Below are 22,692 nucleotides of genomic sequence, written 5' to 3' on the forward strand. Positions count from 1 at the left end.
GGTCAGACCCGCGCCATGGCCGCCAGCACCAACTCGCAACTGCGCTGGCAATAGGCTGCCAGCACTTCGCGGATGGCCGGCAGGTCACGCGCGACCACTGCCTGCAACAGGCGCGCGAACAGGTCGAGGTAATCGGCCATGTTGGCCTGGCGCTGGTCCAGCGCCAGGAAGTAGGCGCGGCTCATGGCCGGGTGCAGGTTCTCGACGGTTTCTTGCAGGTACGGGTTGTTGGCGAACGGATACGCCGCGCGCATCACTGCGAAACTGTCGGCGACGAATGCCTCGATGTCCTGGCATGCGTGGGCCGCTTGCAGACGCTGCTGGATGTCCAGAAACGGGCGCAGGTCAGCCTCCAGGCGCCAATGTTGTGCAACCGCATTGCCCAGCAGGATGTACAGCTCGCCCATCAAGGTGCACAGGCTGCGGATGTTGTGTTCGTCCAATTCGGTCACATGCGCGCCACGGCGCGGCAGGATCGCCACCAAATGGCGCCGTTCGAGGATCAGCAACGCCTCACGCACCGAGCCTCGACTGACGTTGAGGGCCTGGGTGACCTTCTGCTCCTGGATGCGCTCACCGGGCGCGAGTTCGCCGCGGATGATCCGCTCGGCCAGGTAGTGGGCAATTTGCTCGGAGAGGCTGTCCGGCGCCTTGAACGTCATGGTTTTCCTTCGTAATCGGGAGGCTGTGCACAAGCGCGCGATTGTAGCGCACTTGCATCCTGCGCGATGTGCTTTGTGTGACCGCCAGGTCAACTCTTCCGTGCGGCGCGAACTATGCTTGGGAAAACAGTGCATTGTCGCGATTCGGGTAGTGCTCGAGCAAAATCTTGACCTTTGAGTCAGAAAATCATTGACCTTGTGCTCAGCGGTTGCTTAGAGTCCGCCCGAACAACAATAAAACCATTGCGAGGCCTTCCCCGTGATCCAGTTTCTCGTCAACCAGGCGCTGCACAGCGAGCACGCCCTGGACCCGAACATGACGGTGCTGCAATACCTGCGCGAGCACCTGGGCAAAACCGGCACCAAGGAAGGCTGCGCCAGCGGCGACTGCGGTGCCTGCACCGTGGTGGTCGGCGAGCTGGTCGAAGACGACCAAGGCCGGGACAGCCTGCGCTACCGCAGCCTCAATTCCTGCCTGACATTCGTCTCGTCCCTGCATGGCAAGCAGTTGATCAGTGTCGAAGGCCTCAAGCACCAAGGCGAGCTGCATAGCGTGCAGAAAGCCATGGCTGATTGCCATGGTTCGCAATGCGGCTTCTGTACCCCAGGCTTCGTCATGTCGCTGTTCGCCCTGCAAAAGAACAGCACCGGTCACGACCTGCACCAAGCCCAGGAAGCACTGGCCGGCAACCTGTGCCGCTGCACCGGCTACCGGCCGATCCTCGCGGCCGCCGAACAGGCCTGCGCCCAGCCTTGTCGCGACCCGTTCGACGCCCAGCAGGCCCAGACCATCGCCCGCCTCAAGGCCATTGCCCCGCAGCAGACCGGCGAGCTCAACAGCGGCGACAAACGCTGCCTGGTGCCGCTGACCGTGGCTGACCTTGCCGAGCTGTACAGCTCGCACCCCGAAGCGCGCCTGCTGGCGGGCGGCACCGATCTTGCGCTGGAAGTCACCCAGTTTCATCGCAGCTTGCCGGTGATGATCTACGTCGGTCACGTCGCCGAACTCAAGCGCATTGAACGCAGCGCCACGCACCTGGAAATCGGCGCAGCCACCCCGTTGACCGACTGCTACGCGGCACTCAACGCGGAATATCCCGACTTCGGCGAGCTGCTGCACCGCTTCGCGTCACTGCAAATCCGCAATCAGGGTACCCTGGGCGGCAACATCGGCAATGCTTCGCCGATTGGTGACTCACCGCCCCTGCTGATTGCATTGGATGCGCAGATCGTCCTGCGCCAGGGCGAACGCCAGCGCACCTTGGCGCTGGAAGACTACTTCATCGACTACCGCATCACCGCGCGCCAGGACAGCGAGTTCATCGAGAAGATCATCGTGCCGCGCGCCAGCAACGACTGGACGTTCCGCGCCTACAAAGTGTCCAAACGCCTGGACGATGATATTTCTGCGGTGTGTGCGGCGTTCAACCTGAGCCTGGAAAATGGCATGGTCAGCGGTGTGCGCATTGCCTTCGGCGGCATGGCCGCGATTCCCAAGCGCGCCCGCGCCTGTGAGGCCGCGCTACGCGGAAAAGCCTGGAACCCGGCCACGCTGGAGCGCGCCTGCCAGGCCCTGGCCGAGGACTTCACCCCGCTCAGCGATTTCCGCGCCAGCTGCGAATACCGCCTGTTGACCGCGCAAAACCTGCTGCGCAAGTACTTCATCGAACTGCAATCGCCGCACATCGAAACCCGGGTGACCGCCTATGTCTAACCATCATGCCGTCAAGAGCCAGGCCGAAATGGCCGCATTGTTCAGCCAGGACCTGACCACCGGGGTCGGCCGCAGCCTCAAGCACGAAAGCGCCGACAAGCACGTGGCCGGTGAAGCGGTGTACATCGACGACCGCCTGGAATTCCCCAATCAATTGCACGTGTTCGCGCGCACCGCAGACCGTGCCCACGCACGCATCCTGCGTATCGACACACGCCCCTGCTACCAGTTCGAGGGGGTGCGCATCGCCATCACCCATGAAGATATCCCGGGCCTCAAAGACATCGGACCGGTGGTGGCAGGCGACCCGCTGCTGGCCATCGACAAGGTCGAATTCTTCGGCCAGCCGGTGCTCGCGGTAGCGGCACGTGACTTGGATACCGCGCGCCGTGCGGCCATGGCGGCAATCATCGAATATGAAGACCTGGAGCCTGTGCTGGATGTAGTCCAGGCCCTGCGTAACAAGCACTTCGTACTCGACAGCCATACCCACCAGCGCGGCGACGCAGCGGCCGCCTTGGCCAGCGCGCCGCACCGTATCCAGGGCAGCCTGCATATCGGCGGCCAGGAGCACTTTTACCTGGAAACCCAGATCAGCTCGGTAATGCCTGGCGAAGACGGCGGCATGATCGTGTACTGCTCCACCCAGAACCCCACCGAGGTGCAGAAGCTGGTAGCCGAGGTCCTGGATGTGCCGATGCACAAGGTCGTGGTGGACATGCGCCGCATGGGCGGCGGTTTCGGCGGCAAGGAAACCCAGGCGGCCAGCCCGGCGTGCCTGTGCGCAGTGATCGCGCACCTGACTGGCCAGCCCACCAAGATGCGCCTGCCGCGTGTCGAAGACATGATGATGACCGGCAAGCGTCACCCGTTCTACGTCGAATACGACGTGGGCTTCGACGACAGCGGTCGCCTGCACGGGATCAACTTCGACCTGGCCGGCAACTGCGGCTACTCGCCAGACTTGTCCGGCTCGATCGTCGACCGCGCCATGTTCCACGCTGACAACGCCTACTACCTGGGCGACGCCACGGTGCACGGCCACCGCTGCAAGACCAACACCGCCTCCAACACCGCCTATCGCGGTTTCGGCGGCCCGCAGGGGATGGTCGCCATCGAGCAGGTGATGGACCACATCGCCCGCCACTTGGCGCTGGACCCACTGGCGGTGCGCAAGGCCAACTACTACGGCAAGACCGAGCGCAACGTCACCCACTACTACCAAACCGTCGAGCACAACATGCTCGAAGAGATGACGGCCGAACTCGAAGCCAGCAGCGACTATCCTGAGCGCCGCGAGTCGATCCGCCGCTTCAATGCCAACAGCCCGGTGCTGAAAAAAGGCCTAGCGCTGACCCCGGTGAAGTTCGGCATCTCGTTCACCGCCACCTTCCTCAACCAGGCTGGCGCCTTGATCCACATCTATACCGACGGCAGCATCCACCTCAACCACGGCGGTACCGAGATGGGCCAGGGCCTCAATACCAAGGTCGCGCAGGTGGTGGCCGAGGTGTTCCAAGTGGATATCAGCCGCATCCAGATCACCGCCACCAACACCGACAAGGTGCCCAACACCTCGCCGACCGCCGCATCCAGTGGCGCCGACCTGAACGGCAAGGCCGCGCAGAACGCCGCCGAAATCCTCAAGAAACGCCTGACCGAGTTCGCCGCCCGGCACTACAACGTGACCGAGGAAGACGTCGAGTTTCGCAACGGACATGTGCGCGTGCGCGACCAGATCGTCAGTTTCGAACAGCTGGTGCAGCTGGCGTACTTTGCCCAGGTGTCGCTGTCGACCACCGGTTTCTATCGCACGCCGAAAATCTTCTACGACCGTACCCAGGCCCGTGGCCGGCCGTTCTACTACTACGCCTTCGGCGCCGCCTGCGTGGAGGTGATCGTCGATACTTTGACCGGCGAGTACAAGATGCTGCGTGCCGACATCCTGCATGATGTGGGCGATTCGCTGAACCCGGCCATCGATATTGGCCAGGTGGAGGGCGGCTTCATCCAGGGCATGGGCTGGCTGACCACCGAGGAACTGGTCTGGAACGCCAAGGGCAAGCTGATGACCAACGGCCCGGCCAGCTACAAGATCCCGGCAGTGGCCGACATGCCGATCGACATGCGCGTGAAACTGGTGGAGAACCGCAAGAACCCTGAGGACACGGTGTTCCATTCCAAGGCCGTGGGCGAGCCGCCGTTCATGCTCGGCATCGCCGCCTGGTGCGCGATCAAGGATGCCGTGGCAAGCATCGCCGACTATCGCGTGCAGCCTAACATCGACGCCCCCTCGACCCCGGAGCGGGTGCTCTGGGGCTGCGAGCAGATGCGCAAGGCAGTGGCTGCCGCGCAACCTGCAGAGCAGCAACTGGAACCCGTTAACCACTGACACCGCTGGCCACTGTAGGAGCGGCCCCAGGGCCTGTGCAGTCATGACGATTAGAGCTGCTGTGCAGCCCTTTCGCGGCACGAGGCCGCTCCTACAAGGGACCGCGCCGCATTTGAGAGAGGCAGTATCATGCACCAATGGATCAACGCCCTCGCCGACCATCAATCGCGCGGCGAACCCTGCGTACTGGTGACCATCATCGAGGAGCGCGGCTCGACCCCGCGCAATGCCGGCTCGAAAATGGTGGTCAGCGCCAGCGCGCTGTACGACACCATCGGCGGCGGCCACCTGGAGTTCAAGGCGCTGCACATCGCCCGGCAGATGCTCGAAGAACACCGCATGACTCCGCACCTGGAGCGCTTCAGCCTGGGCGCGAGCCTTGGCCAGTGCTGCGGCGGCGCCACGGTGCTGCTGTTCGAGCCGATGACCGGCGTGCAGGCTGAGATCGCCGTGTTCGGCGCAGGCCATGTGGGCCGTGCTCTGGTACCCTTGCTCGCGGCCCTGCCCTGCCGGGTGCGCTGGATCGATTCGCGCGAGCAGGAATTCCCTGAACACATCCCCGCCGGTGTGACCCAGGTGGTGAGCGAGGAGCCGGTCGACGAAGTGGCCGAGCTGCCTGCGGGCTGCTACTGCATCGTCATGACCCACAACCATGCGCTCGACCTGGAACTGACCGCCGCCATCCTCAGGCGCAACGATTTTGCCTGGTTCGGCCTGATCGGTTCGAAGACCAAACGCGTCAAGTTCGAACACCGCTTGCGCGAACGCGGCTTCGACGACGCCCTGATGGCGCGCATGCGCTGCCCAATGGGCCTGGCCGAGGTCAAGGGCAAGCTGCCGATCGAGATCGCTGTGTCCATCGCCGCAGAAATCATTGCCACCTACAACGCCTGTTTCGGCCAGCACGACGCTGGCGCCAACTCAGGCCCGATTGCCCAACTGCTGCCCGCCTCGCGGCGCAGCCAAGCCGTTTGACGAGAGCCTTATGAGCGCAACCCGCAAAGCCTACCGAGCCGCCATCCTGCACAGCGTTGCCGACCCTGCCGAGGTCGGCCTGGAAGCGTCCTGCGAGTACTATGAAGACGGTCTGCTGGTGGTTGACGACGGTCGCATCAGCGCACTCGGCCATGCCAGTGAGCTGCTGCCGACGCTGGATGCCGACATCGAGGTGGTGCACCATCAGCACGCCCTGATCACCCCCGGCTTCATCGACACCCACATCCACTTTCCGCAGACCGGCATGATCGGCTCGTATGGCGAGCAACTGCTGGACTGGCTGAACACCTACACCTTCCCCTGCGAAAAGCAATTTGCCGACAAGGCGCATGCCGACCAGGTGGCGAAGATCTTCCTCAAGGAGCTGCTGCGCAACGGCACCACCACCGCGCTGGTGTTCGGTAGCGTACACCCCGAATCGGTCAATGCCTTGTTCGAGGAGGCCGAGCGCCTGGACCTGCGGATGATCGCCGGCAAGGTGATGATGGACCGCAACGCCCCTGACTACCTGACCGACACCCCCGAGTCGAGCTACCGCGACAGCAAGGCGCTGATCCAGCGCTGGCACGGCAAGGGCCGCCTGCACTACGCCGTGACGCCACGTTTCGCGCCGACCAGCACCCCCGAGCAACTGCGCGCGGCCGGCCAGTTGCTCAAGGAGCACCCTGGCGTGTACCTGCACACCCACCTGTCGGAGAACCTCAAGGAGATCGACTGGGTAAAGGCACTGTTCCCCGAGCAGAATGGCTACCTGGACGTCTACGACCACTTCGAGCTGCTCGGCGAACGCTCGGTGTTCGCCCACGGGGTACACCTGTGCGACGAGGAGTGCCAGCGCCTGGCCGAGACCGGTTCGGCGGTGGCGTTCTGCCCTACCTCCAACCTGTTCCTGGGCAGTGGGCTGTTCAACCTGCCCCAGGCCGAGCGTTTCAAGGTCAATGTCGGCTTAGGCACCGACGTTGGCGCAGGCACCAGCTTCTCGCTGCTCAATACCCTGAACGAGGCCTACAAGGTGATGCAGCTGCAAGGCGCGCGCCTGCACCCGTACAAGTCACTGTACCTGGCCACCTTGGGGGGGGCCCGGGCACTGCGCCTGGACGAGCGTATCGGCAGCCTGCGTCCCGGCAACGACGCCGACTTCGTGGTGCTCGACTACCAGGCAACGCCGCTGCTGGACTACCGCATTCAGCAATCGAAGAGCATCGAGGAAACCTTGTTCGTGCTGACCACTCTGGGCGATGACCGCACGGTGCGCGAAACCTATGCCGCCGGTCGCTGCGTGCACCAGCGCTAAAAACGCGAAGGGGCCGCTATGCGGCCCCATTTCAGTCAACCAGGCAAACGATCAACCCTTGGCGGCAGCCTTGGGCTTCTTCAGCAGGTGCGAGAACACCGCGTGCAGGTCGTCCGAGGCGCTGTCTTCGTCCAGGTTCAACTTGCTGTCGATGTGGTCCATGTGGTGCATCATCAGGTTCACTGCCTGCTGCGCGTCGCGTGCCTCGATGGCATCGATCAGCTGCATGTGCTCGTCATAGGAGCAGTGCGAGCGGTTGCCGCTTTCGTACTGGGCGATGATCAGCGAAGTCTGCGACACCAGGCTGCGCTGGAAGCTCACCAGCGGTGCATTGCCAGCGGCTTCAGCAAGTTTGAGATGGAACTCGCCGGACAGGCGAATGCCAGCGCCACGGTCGCCACGCGAGAAACTGTCGCGCTCCTCGCGCACCATCTGGCGCAGCTCGTTGAGTTGCTCGTGAGTGGCGTGCTGCACCGCAAGCTCGGTGATGGCGCGCTCGACCATACGTCGCGAGAAAAATACCTGGCGGGCCTCTTCGACCGTTGGGCTGGCCACCACCGCGCCGCGGTTGGGCCGCAGCAGCACCACGCTCTCGTGGGCCAGGCGCGACAGTGCGCGACGGATGATGGTGCGGCTGACACCGAAGATCTCACCCAGCGCTTCCTCGCTCAACTTGGTGCCCGGCGCGAGGCGCTGTTCGAGAATGGCCTCGAAGATGTGCGCGTAGACGATATCGTCCTGGGTACCGCTGCGGCCGGCCTTGCCGGTGCGCGCAGGTTTTTTCAGAGGTTGCAGCTGTTCGTTCATGGGCTCTCGAGCACGAAGGATCTGCCAGTCGAACCGTGACTGTAACGCCTGTCAGCGGGTATATGGCAAGTCCGGGAGTTGTTGGTAGGCCAAGGTATGGCGCCATTGTACACAGGCTGCCCCGTTTCTGCAGGTGGCCTTTTACCTATATAGCCGTTGTACGGCAGTTTCTGCGCAGGAAAGATAAAACATTATTTGCATTCTTTGTACACAAAAGCATAATCCTGCGAGCAACTTCCTGACCCGGCAGTCAACAAAATGGTCGGACGTCTGCCACACCTCTCCCACGAAGCCCCCAAGTGCATCGCTCAGGATCCGGCTTCGAACAACAAGAAAGATTGAGGAGTACTCGCTGTGGAAAGCCGCAAATCCGAAGCACCTACGCTGGATCTCGCCCCACCGCTCGAAACGGGCTGGCTGGAACGGATTTTCAAACTCAAGCGACACGGCAGCACCGTGAAGACCGAACTGATCGCCGGGGTGACCACCTTCATCACCATGGCCTATATCATCTTCGTCAACCCCAACATCATGGCCGACGCTGGTATCGACCACGGCGCAGCGTTCGTCGCCACCTGCATCGCTGCCGCCCTGGGCTGCCTGCTGATGGGCCTGTACGCCAACTGGCCGGTAGGGCTGGCGCCGGGCATGGGGCTCAATGCGTTCTTCACCTACACCGTGGTCGGCACCATGGGCTACACCTGGCAGGCCGCGCTGGGGGCGGTGTTCATCTCGGGCGTGCTGTTCATGTTCCTGACCCTTTCGCGGGTGCGTGAATGGCTGCTCAACAGCATTCCGGTCAGCCTGCGCCACGCCATGGGCGCAGGCGTGGGGCTGTTTCTCGGGCTGATCGGCCTGAAGACCGCCGGTATCGTCGTCGACAGCCCGGCCACGCTGATCAAGCTCGGCTCGCTGCACGAGCCCGCGCCGCTGCTGGCGGCGCTGTGCTTCCTGATGATCGCGATCCTCAGCTACAAGCGGGTGTTCGGCGCCATTCTGATCAGCATCATCAGCGTGACCCTGGCCGGCTGGGGCCTGGGGCTGGTGCAGTTCGCAGGGGTGCTGTCGATGCCGCCAAGCCTGGCGCCGACCTGGATGGCCATGGACGTGGCCGGGGTGTTCAACGTGAGCATGATCAGCGTGGTGCTGGCGTTTCTCTTCGTGCACATGTTCGACACCGCCGGCACATTGATGGGCGTGGCCCAGCGCGCAGGGCTGGTGGCCGCGGATGGGCGCATCGAAAACCTGTCACGGGCGCTCAAGGCCGATAGCGCGTCGAGCGTGTTCGGCGCCGCGGTGGGCGTACCGCCGGTGACCAGCTATGTGGAAAGCGCTGCCGGTGTCGCGGCCGGTGGGCGTACCGGCCTGACGGCCGTGGTGGTCGGCCTGCTGTTCGTCGCGGCAATGTTCTTCGCCCCGCTGGCCGGAATGATTCCGGCCTATGCAACAGCAGGTGCGCTGATCTACGTGGCGATGCTGATGATGGGCAGCATGGCGCACATCCATTGGGACGAGGCCACCGACAGCATTCCGGCAATCGTCACGGTGATCATGATGCCGCTGACATTCTCGGTTGCCGACGGTATCGCGCTGGGCTTCATCAGCTACGTGGCGCTGAAGGCGGGCACGGGCAAGTACAAGGAAATCTCCGCCAGCCTGTGGGTGCTGTGCGTGATCTTCATTGCCAAGTTCGTGTTTCTCTGAGGCCCTCGCTTCAGCAAAGGGCGCTTGCGCGCCCCTTTGTCAACTGGCGCGTGCCTCCATTACAGGCAATGCGCGAGCCAGCTATTAAAACAGCCGGCGAATTCACTAAATATCAAGACCCGAAAGCTCGGATGTAATTGACCTCAACACCGATGCCCTCCAAGAAACCGCTTAATTTATATAGATTCTCGAAGGGGGGCTGAAAGTGACCAGAATGATTATTGAGGGATATCTTACCTCCATCACCGATAAAGACATACCCGGCGCTGATTACGCTCTCCCCAAGGCCTTTCGTGCCATAACCCAGCCCCGAAAATTCGGCAAGGCTGCCGTGGCTAGGCATCGTGGGATCATCCCGGCTGCTGAACACGACAAACTTTTCCTCTTGGGTGAATACAAACTTGTGATTCAGCCCTGGATCCAGTTGCTCAAAGCCGCTTTTGCTCGTGACCACCCTGTACTGGGTCGAGGCTTTTTTAACTTGTGCTTTCGCATGAGCCATCTCCTCGGCCATGTTCCAGTATTGATTATTCGTGAGCCCCCTGTCCTCGGTGAGCGACTTATAAAGACTGGCGACCCGCTGAACCAAACGACCCACTGGTCGGGCACCGTTCCTGAAAATGGGCCAATTGCCAGTGGGGTCCAGCCCATTGACAGGGTCATTCAGGCAGTAAGCGTAGGCATTGATCCCCCCCTTGAGAAACGGACTCAAAACGTCTGGGCTGATGAACCGCATTAAACAAGGGCTGTACAGACGGCGCCCATTTCCGAGTGCGTGGCATTGCAGCACACCGTCAAGAAACTGGCCTGTGAAACCCAATACCGTGATCGGCGCTGGTTGAGTGCGCCTGTAACCATAGGGTGAATACGCAGTGTTCATTGGCCGTGCTCTTCACTTGCCACAGGAGACCCGATGATGACCAATGCACCCAAACGTGGCTACTGACAGAAATGTCAGTCACCTCGATGATGCCATTTGAAGTCGGAGAAACAGCAAACGAAAAAAAGCCCGCCAGTGTGAGAGCGGGCCAAGGACCTACGAAGATTCTTCTAGCGACCAACTAGCTTCCACGGTAGGTCGAGTAACTGTACGGCGAGATCAGCAGCGGCACGTGGTAGTGCTCCTGTTGCTGATCGATGCCAAAGCGCAGTACCACCACGTCGAGGAACGCGGTATCCGGCAGTTTCACACCGCGCGCGCGGTAGTAGTCACCGGCGCTGAACTGCAATTGGTAGACGCCCGTCCGGTAGTCGTCGCCCTGCAGTAGCGGCGCATCGACGCGGCCGTCGCTGTTGGTCAGGGCGGTGTGCACCAGTTCCAACTGCTGGCCTTCGACACGGTACAACTCGACCTTGATCGAGCTGCCCGGGCAGCCGTGCGCGGCATCCAGTACGTGTGTGGTCAAACGTCCCATGTGCTTGTCGCCTCTTGTCATATGCGTGGGCAGAAAATACACGCCAGCCAACCGGCGCCGAGCCTGCGGTGAGCGCGAATGCAGCCATTAAGACAGTTTATCAATAAATTGTACACAATTTTTTGAACCCTTCCGCGCCGCTTCGCGCAGCCGCCCCAAAACGGGGCCAGCCATCGCTGAACAAGGCCCCATGCCGGTGCCAACAGCATTAACTGACCATTCAGGCAGGTTTCTTGCAGGGCTTTTCGGCACGACGGATGGGAAGAAATGCAGAAAAACAGGCTTACAAAAGATTTAAGAAGTTGTATACAATCATCCCATCTGGTGGTGCGACATCCCGACGCGGCGCACCCACCCCGCACTAACGCACAAGAAGGAAGACTGCAGTGAGCGCTGACTATCCTCGCGACCTGATCGGTTACGGCAACAATCCCCCCCATCCGCAATGGCCGGGGAATGCCCGCATTGCACTGTCCTTCGTGCTCAACTATGAAGAAGGTGGCGAACGCAACATCCTGCACGGCGACAAGGAATCCGAAGCCTTCCTCTCCGAAATGGTCGCTGCCCAGCCCTTGCAGGGCGTGCGTAACATGAGCATGGAATCGCTCTACGAATACGGCAGCCGCGCCGGCGTCTGGCGCCTGCTCAAGCTGTTCAAGGACAGCGGTGTGCCACTGACCATCTTCGCCGTAGCCATGGCCGCCCAGCGCCATCCTGATGTGATCCGCGCCATGGCCCAGGCCGGCCACGAGATCTGCAGCCACGGTTACCGCTGGATCGACTACCAGTACATGGACGAGGCGCAAGAGCGCGAGCACATGCTCGAAGCCATCCGCATCCTCACCGACCTCACCGGCGAACGCCCGCTGGGCTGGTACACCGGCCGCACCGGGCCGAACACCCGTCGCCTGGTGATGGAAGAAGGCGGTTTCCTGTACGACAGCGACACCTACGACGACGACCTGCCCTACTGGGAGCCGAACAACCCCACCGGCAAGCCGCATCTGGTGATCCCCTACACCCTGGATACCAACGACATGCGCTTCACCCAGGTACAGGGTTTCAACTGCGGCGAGCAGTTCTTCCAGTACCTCAAGGATGCCTTCGACGTGCTCTACGCCGAAGGTGCCGAGGCGCCGAAAATGCTCTCGATCGGCCTGCACTGCCGCCTGGTCGGCCGCCCCGCGCGCCTGGCCGCGCTCAAGCGCTTCGTCGACTATGCCAAGAGCCATGAACAGGTCTGGTTCGCCCGTCGCGTGGACATCGCACGCCACTGGCACGCCACCCACCCGTACAAGAAAGAGAACGCCTGATGACCGCCTTCAAGACCCTCAAGCCCTCCACCCTAAGCCGCGCGGCCTTCGTCGAGGCGTTCGCCGACATCTACGAGCATTCGCCGTGGGTCGCCGAAAAAGCCTATGACCTGGGCCAGCTGGCCGAGCTGGACGAGGTCGAGGCGTTGCACCAGCGCATGAGCGATATCCTGCTCAGCGCCAGCCAAACCGAGCAACTGGCCTTGATCAATGCGCACCCGGACCTGGCCGGTAAAGCCGCCATCCAGGGCGAGTTGACCGAATCGAGCACCAACGAGCAAGCCGGTGCCGGCATCCACCAGTGCACCGCCGAAGAGTTTGCCCGTTTTACCGAACTCAACGACGCCTACAAGGCCAAGTTCCAGTTCCCGTTCATCATGGCTGTCAAGGGCAGCAACCGGCACCAGATCCTGGCCGCCTTCGAAAAGCGCATCCACAACGACCAGGATGCCGAGTTCAAGGAAGCCTTGGCGCAGATCAACCTGATCGCCCTGTTCCGCCTTTTGCAGCTTTGAGGACTCAAGGCAAGCCTGGCCCGAGTGCGTGACGCGAGCGCACCCAGGGCCTGGCTGGCCGGTCCACCCAACATCGATAAAAACGAACATACAGAAGAGATAACCGCATGCGCACCCTGATGATCGAGCCCCTGACCAAAGAAGCCTTCGCCCCGTTCGGTGACGTGATCGAAACCGATGGCAGCGACCACTTCATGATCAACAACGGCTCGACCATGCGCTTTCACAAGCTCGCCACGGTCGAAACCGCCGAGCCTGAAGACAAGGCGATCATCAGCATCTTCCGCGCCGACGCGCTGGACATGCCGCTGACCGTGCGCATGCTGGAACGCCATCCGCTGGGCAGCCAGGCTTTCATCCCGCTGCTCGGCAACCCCTTTCTGATCGTGGTCGCGCCGGTTGGCGATGCACCTGTATCAGGCTTGGTCCGAGCCTTCCGCAGTAATGGCAGGCAGGGCGTTAATTACCATCGCGGCGTCTGGCACCATCCGGTGCTGACGATCGAAAAGCGGGATGACTTCCTGGTGGTTGATCGCAGTGGTTCCGGTAACAACTGCGATGAGCATTACTTCCCCGAGGAACAGATGTTGATCCTCAATCCCCACCAATAAGAAAGGTCGGTCATCCAAGGGGCTGTACGACAGGCCTCGAGCCGCGATCGGGCAAGGCGAAAACACGCGAGAACGCGCCATTTGCAGGTTGCAGATGCGCATTCGACGCCGGTTTTCGACCTGGTTTGATCGCAGCATAGGCGTCGTCCGTGCAATCCCCGCGCGGTGACTGGCGAGAGGTACATACTGTGGAAGCACACCTTCACGAATGGCTGAACCTGAGCATTCGCTGGGTTCACATGATCACCGGTGTCGCCTGGATCGGCGCATCGTTCTACTTCGTCTGGCTTGAAAACAACCTGAACCGGAGCAATCCGCGCGACGGCCTGTCGGGTGACCTCTGGGCCATCCACGGCGGTGGTATCTACCACCTTGAAAAATACAAGCTGGCGCCGCCGAAGATGCCCGAGAACCTGCACTGGTTCAAATGGGAAGCCTACTTCACCTGGATGTCCGGGATCGCCCTGCTGTGCGTGGTGTTCTACTGGAACCCGACGCTCTACCTGCTGGCCCCTGGCAGCAGCCTGAGCGGTGCCGAAGGCGTGGCCATCGGTATTGGCTCGCTGGTCGCCGGCTGGTTCATCTACGACTTCCTGTGCGACTCGCCCCTGGGCAAGCAACCGGCCCTGCTCGGTGGCGTACTGTTCGTACTGATCATCGCGGCGTGCTTCGGCTTCAGCCTGGTGTTCAGCGGCCGCGGCGCCTACCTGCACACCGGTGCGATCATCGGCACCATCATGGTCGGCAACGTGTTCCGCATCATCATGCCGGCCCAGCGCCAGTTGGTAGCGGCAATCGCGAACAACACCACCCCCGATCCGGTCCTGCCGGCCAAGGGCCTGCTGCGTTCGCGCCATAACAACTACTTCACCTTGCCGGTGCTGTTCATCATGATCAGCAACCACTTCCCGAGCACCTACGGCAGCCAGTACAACTGGCTGATCCTGGCCGGGATCGCAGTGGCTGCGGTGCTGATCCGCCACTACTTCAACACCCGCCACGACAGCAACAAGTACGCCTGGACCCTACCGGTCGGCGCCCTGGCGATGATCTGCCTGGCCTACGTCACCGGCCCCAAGCCGCTGCCGACCGCCCCAGAGCAGGCCGCCGCGAAGATCGAGTACCAGCCACTGCCAGCCACCGCCGTGGGTGGCAAGAGCGCCGCCGAACTGCGCGCCGAGGAAGCTGCCAAGGCCGCCCAGGCCCCTGCCGCTACCGCCGAGGCACCTGCCCAGGCCAGCGCCCAGGCGTCGGGCGCTGGTTTTGACAAGATCCACAACGTCATTCAGGAGCGTTGCACCGTATGCCACTCGGCCAAGCCGACCAGCCCACTGTTCAGCGCAGCGCCTGCCGGCGTGATGTTCGACACCCCGCAGCAGATCCAGGCCCAAGCCGCGCGCATCCAGGCGCAAGCGGTTGCCAGCCAGATCATGCCGCTGGGCAACATCACCCAGATGACCGCCGAGGAACGCAAGCTGGTCGGCGACTGGATCGCCAAGGGCGCCCAGGTCAATTGATCGAGCTGCAAGTCTCACGCTGCGAGTAGTCAGCAACAAGCAAGCATCGAGTGTCAGGCTCCAAGGCGGGAATCCAAGCTTTTTCCTGAAGCTTGCCGCTTGGGGCTTGCCGCTTGGCTCCGAGAATAAAAACAAAACTCGAGGTGCTGCATGTCCGAGTCACCCAAGGCGTACATTCCGGTTGCGCCGCCGCGACAGCCCCTGCCCCTGTTCCAGCTGATCCTGGTAGGTCTGCAACATGTTCTGCTGATGTACGGCGGCGCCATCGCCGTGCCGCTGATCATCGGCCAAGCAGCGGGCTTGTCCCGCGAGGAAATCGCCTTCCTGATCAACGCCGACCTGCTGGTCGCCGGCGTTGCCACGATCATTCAATCCTTCGGTATCGGCCCGGTCGGCATCCGCATGCCGGTAATGATGGGCGCCAGCTTCGCGGCGGTCGGTAGCATGGTGGCCATGGCCGGCATGCCCGGTGTCGGCTTGCAGGGGATCTTCGGCGCGACCATCGCCGCCGGGTTCTTCGGCATGCTGATCGCGCCGTTCATGTCCAAGGTCGTGCGTTTCTTCCCGCCTCTGGTGACCGGCACGGTCATCACCTCGATTGGCCTGTCGCTGTTCCCGGTGGCAGTCAACTGGGCCGGTGGCGGTCAACAGGCCGAGACCTTCGGCTCGCCAATCTACCTGATGGTCGCAGGCCTGGTGCTGGCAGTGATCCTGCTGATCAACCGTTTCATGCGCGGCTTCTGGGTCAACGTGTCGGTGCTGGTGGGCATGGGCCTGGGTTATGTGCTGGCCGGCTCCATCGGTATGGTCGACCTCTCGGGCCTGGACCAGACGCCATGGCTGCAAGTGGTCACGCCGCTGCACTTCGGCATGCCGACCTTTAGCCTGGCGCCGATTCTGTCGATGTGCCTGGTGGTGGTGATCATCTTCGTCGAGTCCACTGGCATGTTCCTGGCCCTGGGCAAGGTGACCCATCGCGAAGTGACCCCGGGGATGCTGCGGCGCGGCCTGCTGTGCGATGCCGGTGCGTCGTTCATCGCCGGGTTCTTCAACACCTTCACCCACTCCTCGTTCGCGCAGAACATCGGCCTGGTACAGATGACCGGGGTACGCTGCCGCTACGTCACGGTAATGGCCGGGGGACTGCTGATCCTGCTCAGCCTGCTGCCCAAGGCCGCCTTCCTGATCGCCTCGATTCCGCCTGCGGTACTGGGCGGTGCGTCCATCGCCATGTTCGGCATGGTCACCGCCACCGGGATCAAGATTCTCCAGGAAGCGGACATCAGCGATCGGCGCAACCAGTTGCTGGTCGCGGTCAGCGTCGGTTTCGGGCTGATCCCGGTGGTGCGCCCTGAGTTCTTCGCGCAGATGCCGCAATGGATGGAGCCCATCACCCACAGCGGCATCGCCATGGCCACCCTCAGCGCCTTGGTGTTGAACCTGCTGTTCAACATCCTTGGGGGAGCCGAGCGCGCCGTGCACAACGACGCCTGCCACCCGCATTGAGCCTGTAAGGGGCGACACCTGCCGCCCCGCTCAAGCCACGCAAACGACACCGTCGGCCCGCCGGAATGGGCCGCCCGGGGCGCCTGCGCGCCGAAAAAACCGCTAACAAAAACAATAAGTCCGGGAATCACCACATGAAGCGCATCACCACATCGCTGTTGCTGGGCAGCAGCCTGCTGGCCACTCTCCCCTCGCATGCAGGCGAATGGCTGCAGTGGCACGGCGAAAGCCTGACCTACCTGTACGGCAAGGACTTCAAGGTCAACCCCGATATCCAGCAGACCATCACCTTCGAACACGCCAACAAGTGGAAGTACGGCGACACGTTCCTGTTCATCGACAAGATCTTCTACAACGGCAAGGCCGACCCAGGCAAAGGCGTCACCACCTACTACGGCGAGTTCAGCCCACGCCTGTCGTTCGGCAAGATCCTCGACCGCAAGTTGGCCCTCGGCCCGGTCAAGGACGTGCTGCTGGCCATGACCTACGAGCGTGGCGAGGGCGACAACCAAGCCTACCTGATTGGCCCAGGCCTGGACCTCGACATCCCCGGCTTCAACTACTTCACCCTGAACTTCTACGTGCGCAACACCGAAGGGCCACGCCCCGGCGACAACGTGTGGCAGATCACCCCCGGCTGGTCCTACACCCTCCCGGTGGGCAAGTCCGACATCCTGATCGACGGCTACATGGACTGGGTACCGGACAACGACCAGAACAGCCGCGGCACCTACCATGCCAACCTGCACTTCAACCCACAGGTCAAGTACGACCTGGGCAAGGCCCTGAACATCGGCGCCAAGCAGCTCTACGTCGGCTTCGAATACAGCTACTGGAAGGACAAATACGGCATCGACAGCCGTGGCAACCTGCAAAGCAACCAAAGCGTGGCCAGCGCGCTGGTCAAGGTTCATTTTTAACAACCTGACCAGTCGCACAAGTTTGTAGCATGACGCTCCAGGAAGGAGCACTTGAGGACCGGCGCGCAAGCCAGTAATCTGCGCGCCCCCTCGATCGGGGCAGGACGGATCCTGCCCGCGTTTGCTGACCGCTCAGTCAATGAATTCGGGCGGTTGGCCAACGTGTTGCCAGCCTGAAACACCCATTTCATCCGTTCAGAAAGCCGTCGAGCAGGATGGTTGCGCCCAACCCGGAAAAGTTGGCGCAGCTCTTGCCAAACAGCTGTGGCCAATCGAAAAAAGCTGACTCAAAAGACAAAAACAGCGCCCGAGCGCTGACAACAGATCCACATCAAGGGAGCGACACACGCAATGCGCATCATCAATAGCCTGATCCTCGCCGGCGGCCTGCTGGCCTGCGGCGCCAGCCAAGCCGACGACCTGCTGCAGTGGCAGAACAACAGCCTCACCTACCTGTGGGGCAAGGGCTTCAAGGTCAACCCGCAGATCCAGCAGACCGTCACCTTCGAACACGCCGATGCGTGGAAGTACGGCGACAACTTCCTCTTCGTCGACAAGATCTTCTACCAAGGCAAGAAAGACGAGGGCAACGGCCCGAACACCTACTACGGCGAGATCAGCCCACGCCTTTCGTTCGGCAAGATCTTCGACCAGAAGCTGGAGTTCGGCCCGGTCAAGGACGTGCTGTTGGCCATGACCTACGAGTTCGGCGAGGGTGACACCGAATCCTACCTGATCGGCCCAGGCTTCGACCTGGACCTCCCAGGCTTCGACTACTTCCAGCTGAACTTCTATCAACGCACCACCGACGGCAGCCGCGCCGGCGACAACGTCTGGCAGATCACCCCGGTATGGTCCTACACCCTGCCGGTCGGCTCGTCCGATATCCTGATCGACGGCTTCATGGACTGGGTGGTGGACAACGACGAAAACCGCCACGGCACCTACCAGGCCAACCTGCACTTCAACCCGCAGATCAAGTACGACCTGGGCAAGGCCCTGCACCTGGGCGAGAAGCAGTTGTATGTGGGTGTCGAGTACGACTACTGGAAAAACAAGTACGGGATCAAGGACAGTGACGGTTTCACCACCGACCAGAACACCATGAGTTTCCTGGTCAAAGTGCACTTCTGATCGGTCTAACGAAACAGCGCCTTTTTATGAAAGGCGCTGTTTCTTTCAATATCGTAAGAATTTACTTACAGCGAATTTAGACTTTTCTTACCCACAAGAACCCCCGCCCTGCCCATCAGCAATAACACGCCCAGCACCAGTCCCCCACCGATCAGCAACACGCTCACGACTTGGCCGTGTTCCAACACCCGCTGAATATCCAGCAACAACATCACGCCGTTGAACAACAAGGCCACCCCGAACAGGCCACAGCAACGCAGCAGCGCCCCGCGCCCACTGCCGTGCAAGAGATGGCGCAGCCCCCAGGGCACCCCAACCCAGCGCCGACAGCACGTACAACGCCAGGTGATAGACATCGTAAGTCAATAAAGCACCGAACATGAGCAGCGCCTCTTCGCCACCCGAAAAATCCGGCACTATAAACAGGAACTTTCTGTCTGCCGACAGCAAAATTTTGACAAAATTTTTGCGAACTCGCCGTTATTCTGCTTGCCTTTTCTTACCCCAATAAGGACATAGGCGAATCTCAATGCGCGCACCTCTGCACGCCCCCTGGCGCTTTCTGCTGTTACTTTGCTCTGTCTGGTTCAGCATTTTCCTACTTACCCGTGGCGCGTTACTCATTGCCCACGCCGAAGAATTCAGCGGCAACTACTTGGCCGTGTTCTTTACCGGCGCCCTATATGACCTGACCTTCCTCGCCTATGCCGCCCTGCCACTTGGACTGTACTTGGCCTTGTGTCCAGCCTCGCTGTGGCACTCGCGCGTGCACCGTGCGCTGCTGCAAGGTGTGCTGACCGCGAGTCTGTTCCTGATGCTATTCGTCGCCGCGGCCGAATGGCTGTTCTGGGACGAGTTCGGCGTGCGCTTCAACTTCATCGCCGTGGACTACCTGGTGTATTCCAAGGAAGTGCTGGACAACATTCGCGAGTCCTATCCGCTGCCGACACTGCTCGGCGGCCTGGCCGTGGCCGCCGCACTGCTTAGCCTGTTGCTGCGCAAACCGCTGCTCAAGGCCCTGTCCGCGCCACTCGCCACACCACGCCAGCGCCTGGCCGGGGCCAGCGCACTGGCTGCGCTGTGCGCCGTGCTGCTGGTACTGGTCGACCAACAGTTCCCACGCAGCACCGACGGCAATGCCTATCAGCGCGAACTGGCCAGCAATGGCCCGTACCAGTTCTTCGCCGCCTTCCGTAACAACGAGCTGGACTATGGCCAGTTCTACGCCACGCTCGGTGCCGAGGAGGTCGGCGCGCAGATGCAGCGCGAACTCGCCGCCGCCAACGCCCGCTTCGACCGCCGCGAGCCCCAGGACATCCGCCACCACATCAGCGCCAACGGCCCGCAGCGCACGCCCAACATCATCCTGGTGACCATCGAGAGCTTCAGTGCCAAGTACATGGGCAGCAACGGCGGGCCAGGCAACCTCACCCCCAACCTCGACGCGCTGCGCCAGAAAAGCCTGTACTTCAACAACTTCTACGCCACCGGCACCCGCACCGACCGTGGCCTGGAGGCTATCACCCTGTCGATCCCGCCCACCCCTGGACGCTCGATCGTCAAACGCATCGGCCGTGAAAGCGGCTATGCGAGCCTCGGGCAGCAACTGGCGGCGGTGGGTTACGACCCGGTATTCGTGTATGGCGGGCGTGGCTACTTCGACAACATGAACGCGTTCTTCAGCGGCAATGGCTACCGCATCGTCGACCAGAGCAGCATCGACGAAAGCGAGATCAGCTTCAAGAACGCCTGGGGCATGGCCGACGAGGACCTGTACCGCCAGGCGCTCAAGCTGGCCGACCTCGATCATGCTGCCAGCAAGCCGTTCTTCCTGCAGTTGATGACCACCTCCAACCACCGCCCCTACACCTACCCGGACGGACGCATCGACATCCCCTCTGGTGACGGTCGCGAGGGCGCGGTGAAATACACCGACTACGCCATCGCCCAGTTCCTGCAAGAGGCCAAGGGCAAGCCGTGGTTCGACGACACCCTGTTCGTGTTCGTCGCCGACCACACCGCCGGCAGCGCCGGCAAGGAAGACCTGCCGGTGCGCAACTACCAGATTCCGCTGTGGATCTACGCACCGAAGCTGGTCGAGCCGGGCGAGAACCCGACCCTGGCCAGCCAGATCGACCTGGCCCCAACCCTGCTAGGCCTGCTGAACCTGAGCTACACCTCGACCTTCTTCGGCCGTGACCTGCTCAAGGGCGATAACCTGCCGCCACGGGTGCTGATCGGCAACTACCAGCATCTGGGGCTGTTCGACGGCAAGGACCTGGCCATCCTCAGCCCACGGGGCGAGCTGCGCGTGCATGAAGATGCGCTGGGCAACAGCCACGAGCGCAGTGTCGGGAACGATAATGCGCTAGTACGCCGGGCAATCGCTTATTACCAGAGTGCAGCCCACGGCTTCAGCCAGGGGCTGCTGGCGTGGAAGCCGCAGGATAAAGGGGTGGCGCTCACCCCCTGAAGGCAGGCCAGTCGCCCCACGCGATTCGCCCGGTCACTGTGCCGGGCGAATCGCCTTCCACAGCTTGCCGACAACGCTGACCACTGCCAGCACCACGGCACCCGCGACCACGCCGGCCACCGCGTTGAGCAACGCCCCCGTCAACGCGCCACCGCGCCCGTCGGCAAACACTTCGATGGCGTGGTGCAACGGCGCGATGCCATGTACCAGGATGCCGCCGCCGACCAGGAACATCGCTGCCGTGCCGATCACCGACAGGCTCTTCATCATGTACGGCGCCGCGCGCAGGATGCCATTGCCGATACGACGGCTGAGCTTCGACGCCTTCTGCGTCATCCACAACCCCAGATCGTCAAGTTTGACGATGCCCGCCACCAGGCCGTAGACCCCCAGGGTCATGACCACGGCGATACCCGAGAGTACGATGATTTGCTGGGTGAGCGGCGCATCGGCCACGGTGCCCAGGGTAATCGCGATGATCTCGGCGGACAGGATGAAGTCGGTGCGCACCGCGCCTTTGATCTTGTCTTTCTCGAACGCGACCAGATCGACGCTGGCATCGGCCAGGGCTTGCTTGCGCGCCGAGTGCTGGGCATCGTCGTCGTCCTTGCTGTGCAGGAACTTGTGCGCCAGCTTCTCGAAACCTTCGAAGCACAAGTAGGCGCCGCCCACCATCAGCAATGGGGTCACTGCCCAGGGAATGAACGCACTGATCAGCAGTGCGGCCGGAACCAGGATCGCCTTGTTCAACAGCGAGCCCTTGGCCACCGCCCACACCACCGGGATCTCCCGCTCGGCACGTACACCGGTGACCTGCTGGGCATTGAGGGCCAGGTCGTCGCCCAGCACGCCAGCGGTTTTCTTCGCCGCCACCTTGGTCATCAGCGAAACATCGTCGAGTAGCGTTGCGATATCGTCGATCAGTACCAGTAAGTTGCTGCCTGCCATGTCGAAATGTTTCCAGTGTGTTCGGATGGTCGCGATTCTAGCCCAAAGACCCTGCCTTGAGCGGCGATCAGGGCCGGTGCTACCATGCCAGACCCCGTTTGCAGGGGGCCAGACACGAGGAAGACCCCTGACAATGAGCACCATTCGCGAGCGCAACAAGGAGCTGATCCTGCGCGCGGCCAGTGAAGAATTCGCCGACAAGGGCTTCGCCGCCACCAAAACCAGCGACATCGCGGCCAAGGCGGGCCTGCCCAAGCCGAACGTGTATTACTACTTCAAGTCCAAGGACAACCTGTACCGCGAGGTGCTCGAAAGCATCATCGCGCCGATCATGCAGGCCTCCACGCCGTTCAACGCCGAAGGCGACCCCAAGGAAGTGCTGAGCGCTTACATCCGCTCCAAGGTACGGATCTCCCGCGACCTGCCGCACGCCTCGAAAGTCTTCGCCAGCGAAATCATGCACGGCGCCCCGCACCTTTCGCCAAGCCAAGTGGAGCAGCTCAACGCACAGGCACACCACAACATCGCCTGCATCCAGCGCTGGATCGAACGCGGGCAAATCGCGCCTGTGGACCCACACCACCTGATGTTCAGCATCTGGGCGGCGACCCAGACCTACGCTGATTTCGACTGGCAGATTTCGGTGATCACCGGCAAGGCCAAACTGGCCGACAGCGATTATGAAGCCGCTGCCGAAACCATCATTCGGCTGGTGTTGAAGGGCTGCGAACCTGAGGCGGCCTGACAGGACCAATAGGGCTGCGTTGCAGC

General features: G+C 62.0%; 20 protein-coding genes. 14 read left to right on the forward strand and 6 right to left on the reverse strand.

What is annotated here, in order from left to right; genetic code table 11:
* Positions 1 to 2: 2 nt before the first annotated feature.
* On the reverse strand, positions 3 to 662 hold the full coding sequence (locus tag FEM01_RS14935) for a GntR family transcriptional regulator (protein ID WP_138220252.1): 660 nt from the start codon (positions 660 to 662) through the stop codon (positions 3 to 5).
* 259 nt (positions 663 to 921) lie between these two features.
* Here FEM01_RS14935 and xdhA point away from each other — a divergent pair, with 259 nt between their 5' ends.
* The 4 genes from xdhA (at position 922) to guaD (ending at position 7,058) form a co-directional block, all read left to right on the forward strand.
* A complete protein-coding gene (gene xdhA, locus FEM01_RS14940; RefSeq protein WP_138220253.1) occupies positions 922 to 2,376 on the forward strand; it encodes a xanthine dehydrogenase small subunit in 1,455 nt (484 codons plus the stop codon).
* On the forward strand, positions 2,369 to 4,768 hold the full coding sequence (gene xdhB / locus FEM01_RS14945; protein WP_138220254.1) for a xanthine dehydrogenase molybdopterin binding subunit: 2,400 nt from the start codon (positions 2,369 to 2,371) through the stop codon (positions 4,766 to 4,768). The genes xdhA and xdhB overlap by 8 nt, the downstream gene beginning before the upstream one ends.
* A 129-nt stretch (positions 4,769 to 4,897) precedes the next feature.
* Positions 4,898 to 5,743 carry a xanthine dehydrogenase accessory protein XdhC gene (xdhC, locus tag FEM01_RS14950; RefSeq protein ID WP_138220255.1) on the forward strand — a complete coding sequence of 282 codons (846 nt, stop codon included), beginning with the start codon at positions 4,898 to 4,900 and terminating at the stop codon, positions 5,741 to 5,743.
* 10 nt (positions 5,744 to 5,753) lie between these two features.
* On the forward strand, positions 5,754 to 7,058 hold the full coding sequence (guaD, locus tag FEM01_RS14955; RefSeq protein ID WP_138220256.1) for a guanine deaminase: 1,305 nt from the start codon (positions 5,754 to 5,756) through the stop codon (positions 7,056 to 7,058).
* A 51-nt stretch (positions 7,059 to 7,109) separates the two neighbouring features.
* Here the strand turns inward: guaD and FEM01_RS14960 are convergent, their stop codons facing one another.
* Positions 7,110 to 7,865 carry a GntR family transcriptional regulator gene (locus FEM01_RS14960; protein ID WP_138220257.1) on the reverse strand — a complete coding sequence of 252 codons (756 nt, stop codon included), beginning with the start codon at positions 7,863 to 7,865 and terminating at the stop codon, positions 7,110 to 7,112.
* 354 nt (positions 7,866 to 8,219) lie between these two features.
* Between FEM01_RS14960 and FEM01_RS14965 the strand changes: the two genes are divergently transcribed.
* Positions 8,220 to 9,569 (forward strand): NCS2 family permease, encoded by a 1,350-nt coding sequence (locus FEM01_RS14965; RefSeq protein WP_138220258.1) that lies wholly within the window; start codon positions 8,220 to 8,222, stop codon positions 9,567 to 9,569.
* 112 nt (positions 9,570 to 9,681) lie between these two features.
* On the opposite strand, the gene FEM01_RS14970 is transcribed toward FEM01_RS14965, so the two are convergent.
* Positions 9,682 to 10,449 carry an RHS repeat-associated core domain-containing protein gene (locus FEM01_RS14970; protein ID WP_138220259.1) on the reverse strand — a complete coding sequence of 256 codons (768 nt, stop codon included), beginning with the start codon at positions 10,447 to 10,449 and terminating at the stop codon, positions 9,682 to 9,684.
* 181 nt (positions 10,450 to 10,630) lie between these two features.
* The gene (gene uraH, locus FEM01_RS14975) at positions 10,631 to 10,984 is read right to left on the reverse strand and encodes a hydroxyisourate hydrolase (RefSeq protein ID WP_138220260.1); all 354 of its coding nucleotides are present in this window, start codon (positions 10,982 to 10,984) and stop codon (positions 10,631 to 10,633) included.
* Between the two features lie 386 nt (positions 10,985 to 11,370).
* Between uraH and puuE the strand changes: the two genes are divergently transcribed.
* The 7 genes from puuE to FEM01_RS15010 all read left to right on the forward strand — a co-directional run bounded on the left by puuE (position 11,371) and on the right by FEM01_RS15010 (position 18,500).
* Positions 11,371 to 12,297: an allantoinase PuuE gene (gene puuE / locus FEM01_RS14980; protein ID WP_138220261.1), complete on the forward strand. Its 927-nt coding sequence runs from the start codon at positions 11,371 to 11,373 to the stop codon at positions 12,295 to 12,297.
* The gene (gene uraD, locus FEM01_RS14985) at positions 12,297 to 12,812 is read left to right on the forward strand and encodes a 2-oxo-4-hydroxy-4-carboxy-5-ureidoimidazoline decarboxylase (protein WP_138220262.1); all 516 of its coding nucleotides are present in this window, start codon (positions 12,297 to 12,299) and stop codon (positions 12,810 to 12,812) included. Before puuE ends, uraD begins: the two co-directional genes overlap by 1 nt.
* 107 nt (positions 12,813 to 12,919) lie before the next feature.
* Entirely contained in the window at positions 12,920 to 13,423 is a 504-nt protein-coding gene (locus FEM01_RS14990; RefSeq protein WP_138220263.1) for an ureidoglycolate lyase, read from the forward strand.
* A gap of 188 nt (positions 13,424 to 13,611) precedes the next feature.
* On the forward strand, positions 13,612 to 14,940 hold the full coding sequence (locus FEM01_RS14995; RefSeq protein WP_138220264.1) for a urate hydroxylase PuuD: 1,329 nt from the start codon (positions 13,612 to 13,614) through the stop codon (positions 14,938 to 14,940).
* A 150-nt stretch (positions 14,941 to 15,090) separates the two neighbouring features.
* Positions 15,091 to 16,446, forward strand: coding sequence for a nucleobase:cation symporter-2 family protein (locus tag FEM01_RS15000; protein ID WP_138220265.1), 1,356 nt, complete (start codon positions 15,091 to 15,093; stop codon positions 16,444 to 16,446).
* Between the two features lie 134 nt (positions 16,447 to 16,580).
* On the forward strand, positions 16,581 to 17,366 hold the full coding sequence (locus tag FEM01_RS15005; RefSeq protein WP_138220266.1) for an outer membrane protein OmpK: 786 nt from the start codon (positions 16,581 to 16,583) through the stop codon (positions 17,364 to 17,366).
* A 351-nt stretch (positions 17,367 to 17,717) separates the two neighbouring features.
* Positions 17,718 to 18,500 (forward strand): outer membrane protein OmpK, encoded by a 783-nt coding sequence (locus tag FEM01_RS15010; protein ID WP_138220267.1) that lies wholly within the window; start codon positions 17,718 to 17,720, stop codon positions 18,498 to 18,500.
* Between the two features lie 65 nt (positions 18,501 to 18,565).
* Here FEM01_RS15010 and FEM01_RS15015 read toward each other — a convergent pair whose 3' ends face one another.
* The gene (locus FEM01_RS15015; RefSeq protein WP_240791758.1) at positions 18,566 to 18,856 is read right to left on the reverse strand and encodes a hypothetical protein; all 291 of its coding nucleotides are present in this window, start codon (positions 18,854 to 18,856) and stop codon (positions 18,566 to 18,568) included.
* Between the two features lie 173 nt (positions 18,857 to 19,029).
* On the opposite strand from FEM01_RS15015, the gene FEM01_RS15020 reads away from it, so the two are divergent.
* Positions 19,030 to 20,973, forward strand: a complete 1,944-nt coding sequence (locus FEM01_RS15020) for an LTA synthase family protein (RefSeq protein ID WP_138220268.1) — start codon at positions 19,030 to 19,032, stop codon at positions 20,971 to 20,973.
* A gap of 33 nt (positions 20,974 to 21,006) precedes the next feature.
* Here FEM01_RS15020 and FEM01_RS15025 read toward each other — a convergent pair whose 3' ends face one another.
* Positions 21,007 to 21,921, reverse strand: a complete 915-nt coding sequence (locus tag FEM01_RS15025; RefSeq protein WP_138220269.1) for a DUF808 domain-containing protein — start codon at positions 21,919 to 21,921, stop codon at positions 21,007 to 21,009.
* 133 nt (positions 21,922 to 22,054) lie between these two features.
* Here FEM01_RS15025 and FEM01_RS15030 point away from each other — a divergent pair, with 133 nt between their 5' ends.
* On the forward strand, positions 22,055 to 22,666 hold the full coding sequence (locus FEM01_RS15030) for a TetR/AcrR family transcriptional regulator (protein ID WP_138220270.1): 612 nt from the start codon (positions 22,055 to 22,057) through the stop codon (positions 22,664 to 22,666).
* Positions 22,667 to 22,692 lie beyond the last annotated feature (26 nt).

Source organism: Pseudomonas mosselii (genome assembly GCF_005796105.1).
Taxonomy (GTDB): domain Bacteria; phylum Pseudomonadota; class Gammaproteobacteria; order Pseudomonadales; family Pseudomonadaceae; genus Aquipseudomonas; species Aquipseudomonas mosselii_C.

Coding starts and splice junctions, on each gene's coding strand:
- FEM01_RS14935 (WP_138220252.1), bottom strand. CDS start 662: ATGACGTTCAAGGCGCCGGACAGCCTCTCCGAGCAAATTGCCCACTAC.
- xdhB (WP_138220254.1), top strand. CDS start 2,369: ATGTCTAACCATCATGCCGTCAAGAGCCAGGCCGAAATGGCCGCATTG.
- xdhC (WP_138220255.1), top strand. CDS start 4,898: ATGCACCAATGGATCAACGCCCTCGCCGACCATCAATCGCGCGGCGAA.
- guaD (WP_138220256.1), top strand. CDS start 5,754: ATGAGCGCAACCCGCAAAGCCTACCGAGCCGCCATCCTGCACAGCGTT.
- FEM01_RS14960 (WP_138220257.1), bottom strand. CDS start 7,865: ATGAACGAACAGCTGCAACCTCTGAAAAAACCTGCGCGCACCGGCAAG.
- FEM01_RS14970 (WP_138220259.1), bottom strand. CDS start 10,449: ATGAACACTGCGTATTCACCCTATGGTTACAGGCGCACTCAACCAGCG.
- uraH (WP_138220260.1), bottom strand. CDS start 10,984: ATGGGACGTTTGACCACACACGTACTGGATGCCGCGCACGGCTGCCCG.
- uraD (WP_138220262.1), top strand. CDS start 12,297: ATGACCGCCTTCAAGACCCTCAAGCCCTCCACCCTAAGCCGCGCGGCC.
- FEM01_RS14990 (WP_138220263.1), top strand. CDS start 12,920: ATGCGCACCCTGATGATCGAGCCCCTGACCAAAGAAGCCTTCGCCCCG.
- FEM01_RS15000 (WP_138220265.1), top strand. CDS start 15,091: ATGTCCGAGTCACCCAAGGCGTACATTCCGGTTGCGCCGCCGCGACAG.
- FEM01_RS15005 (WP_138220266.1), top strand. CDS start 16,581: ATGAAGCGCATCACCACATCGCTGTTGCTGGGCAGCAGCCTGCTGGCC.
- FEM01_RS15010 (WP_138220267.1), top strand. CDS start 17,718: ATGCGCATCATCAATAGCCTGATCCTCGCCGGCGGCCTGCTGGCCTGC.
- FEM01_RS15015 (WP_240791758.1), bottom strand. CDS start 18,856: ATGTCTATCACCTGGCGTTGTACGTGCTGTCGGCGCTGGGTTGGGGTG.
- FEM01_RS15020 (WP_138220268.1), top strand. CDS start 19,030: ATGCGCGCACCTCTGCACGCCCCCTGGCGCTTTCTGCTGTTACTTTGC.
- FEM01_RS15025 (WP_138220269.1), bottom strand. CDS start 21,921: ATGGCAGGCAGCAACTTACTGGTACTGATCGACGATATCGCAACGCTA.
- FEM01_RS15030 (WP_138220270.1), top strand. CDS start 22,055: ATGAGCACCATTCGCGAGCGCAACAAGGAGCTGATCCTGCGCGCGGCC.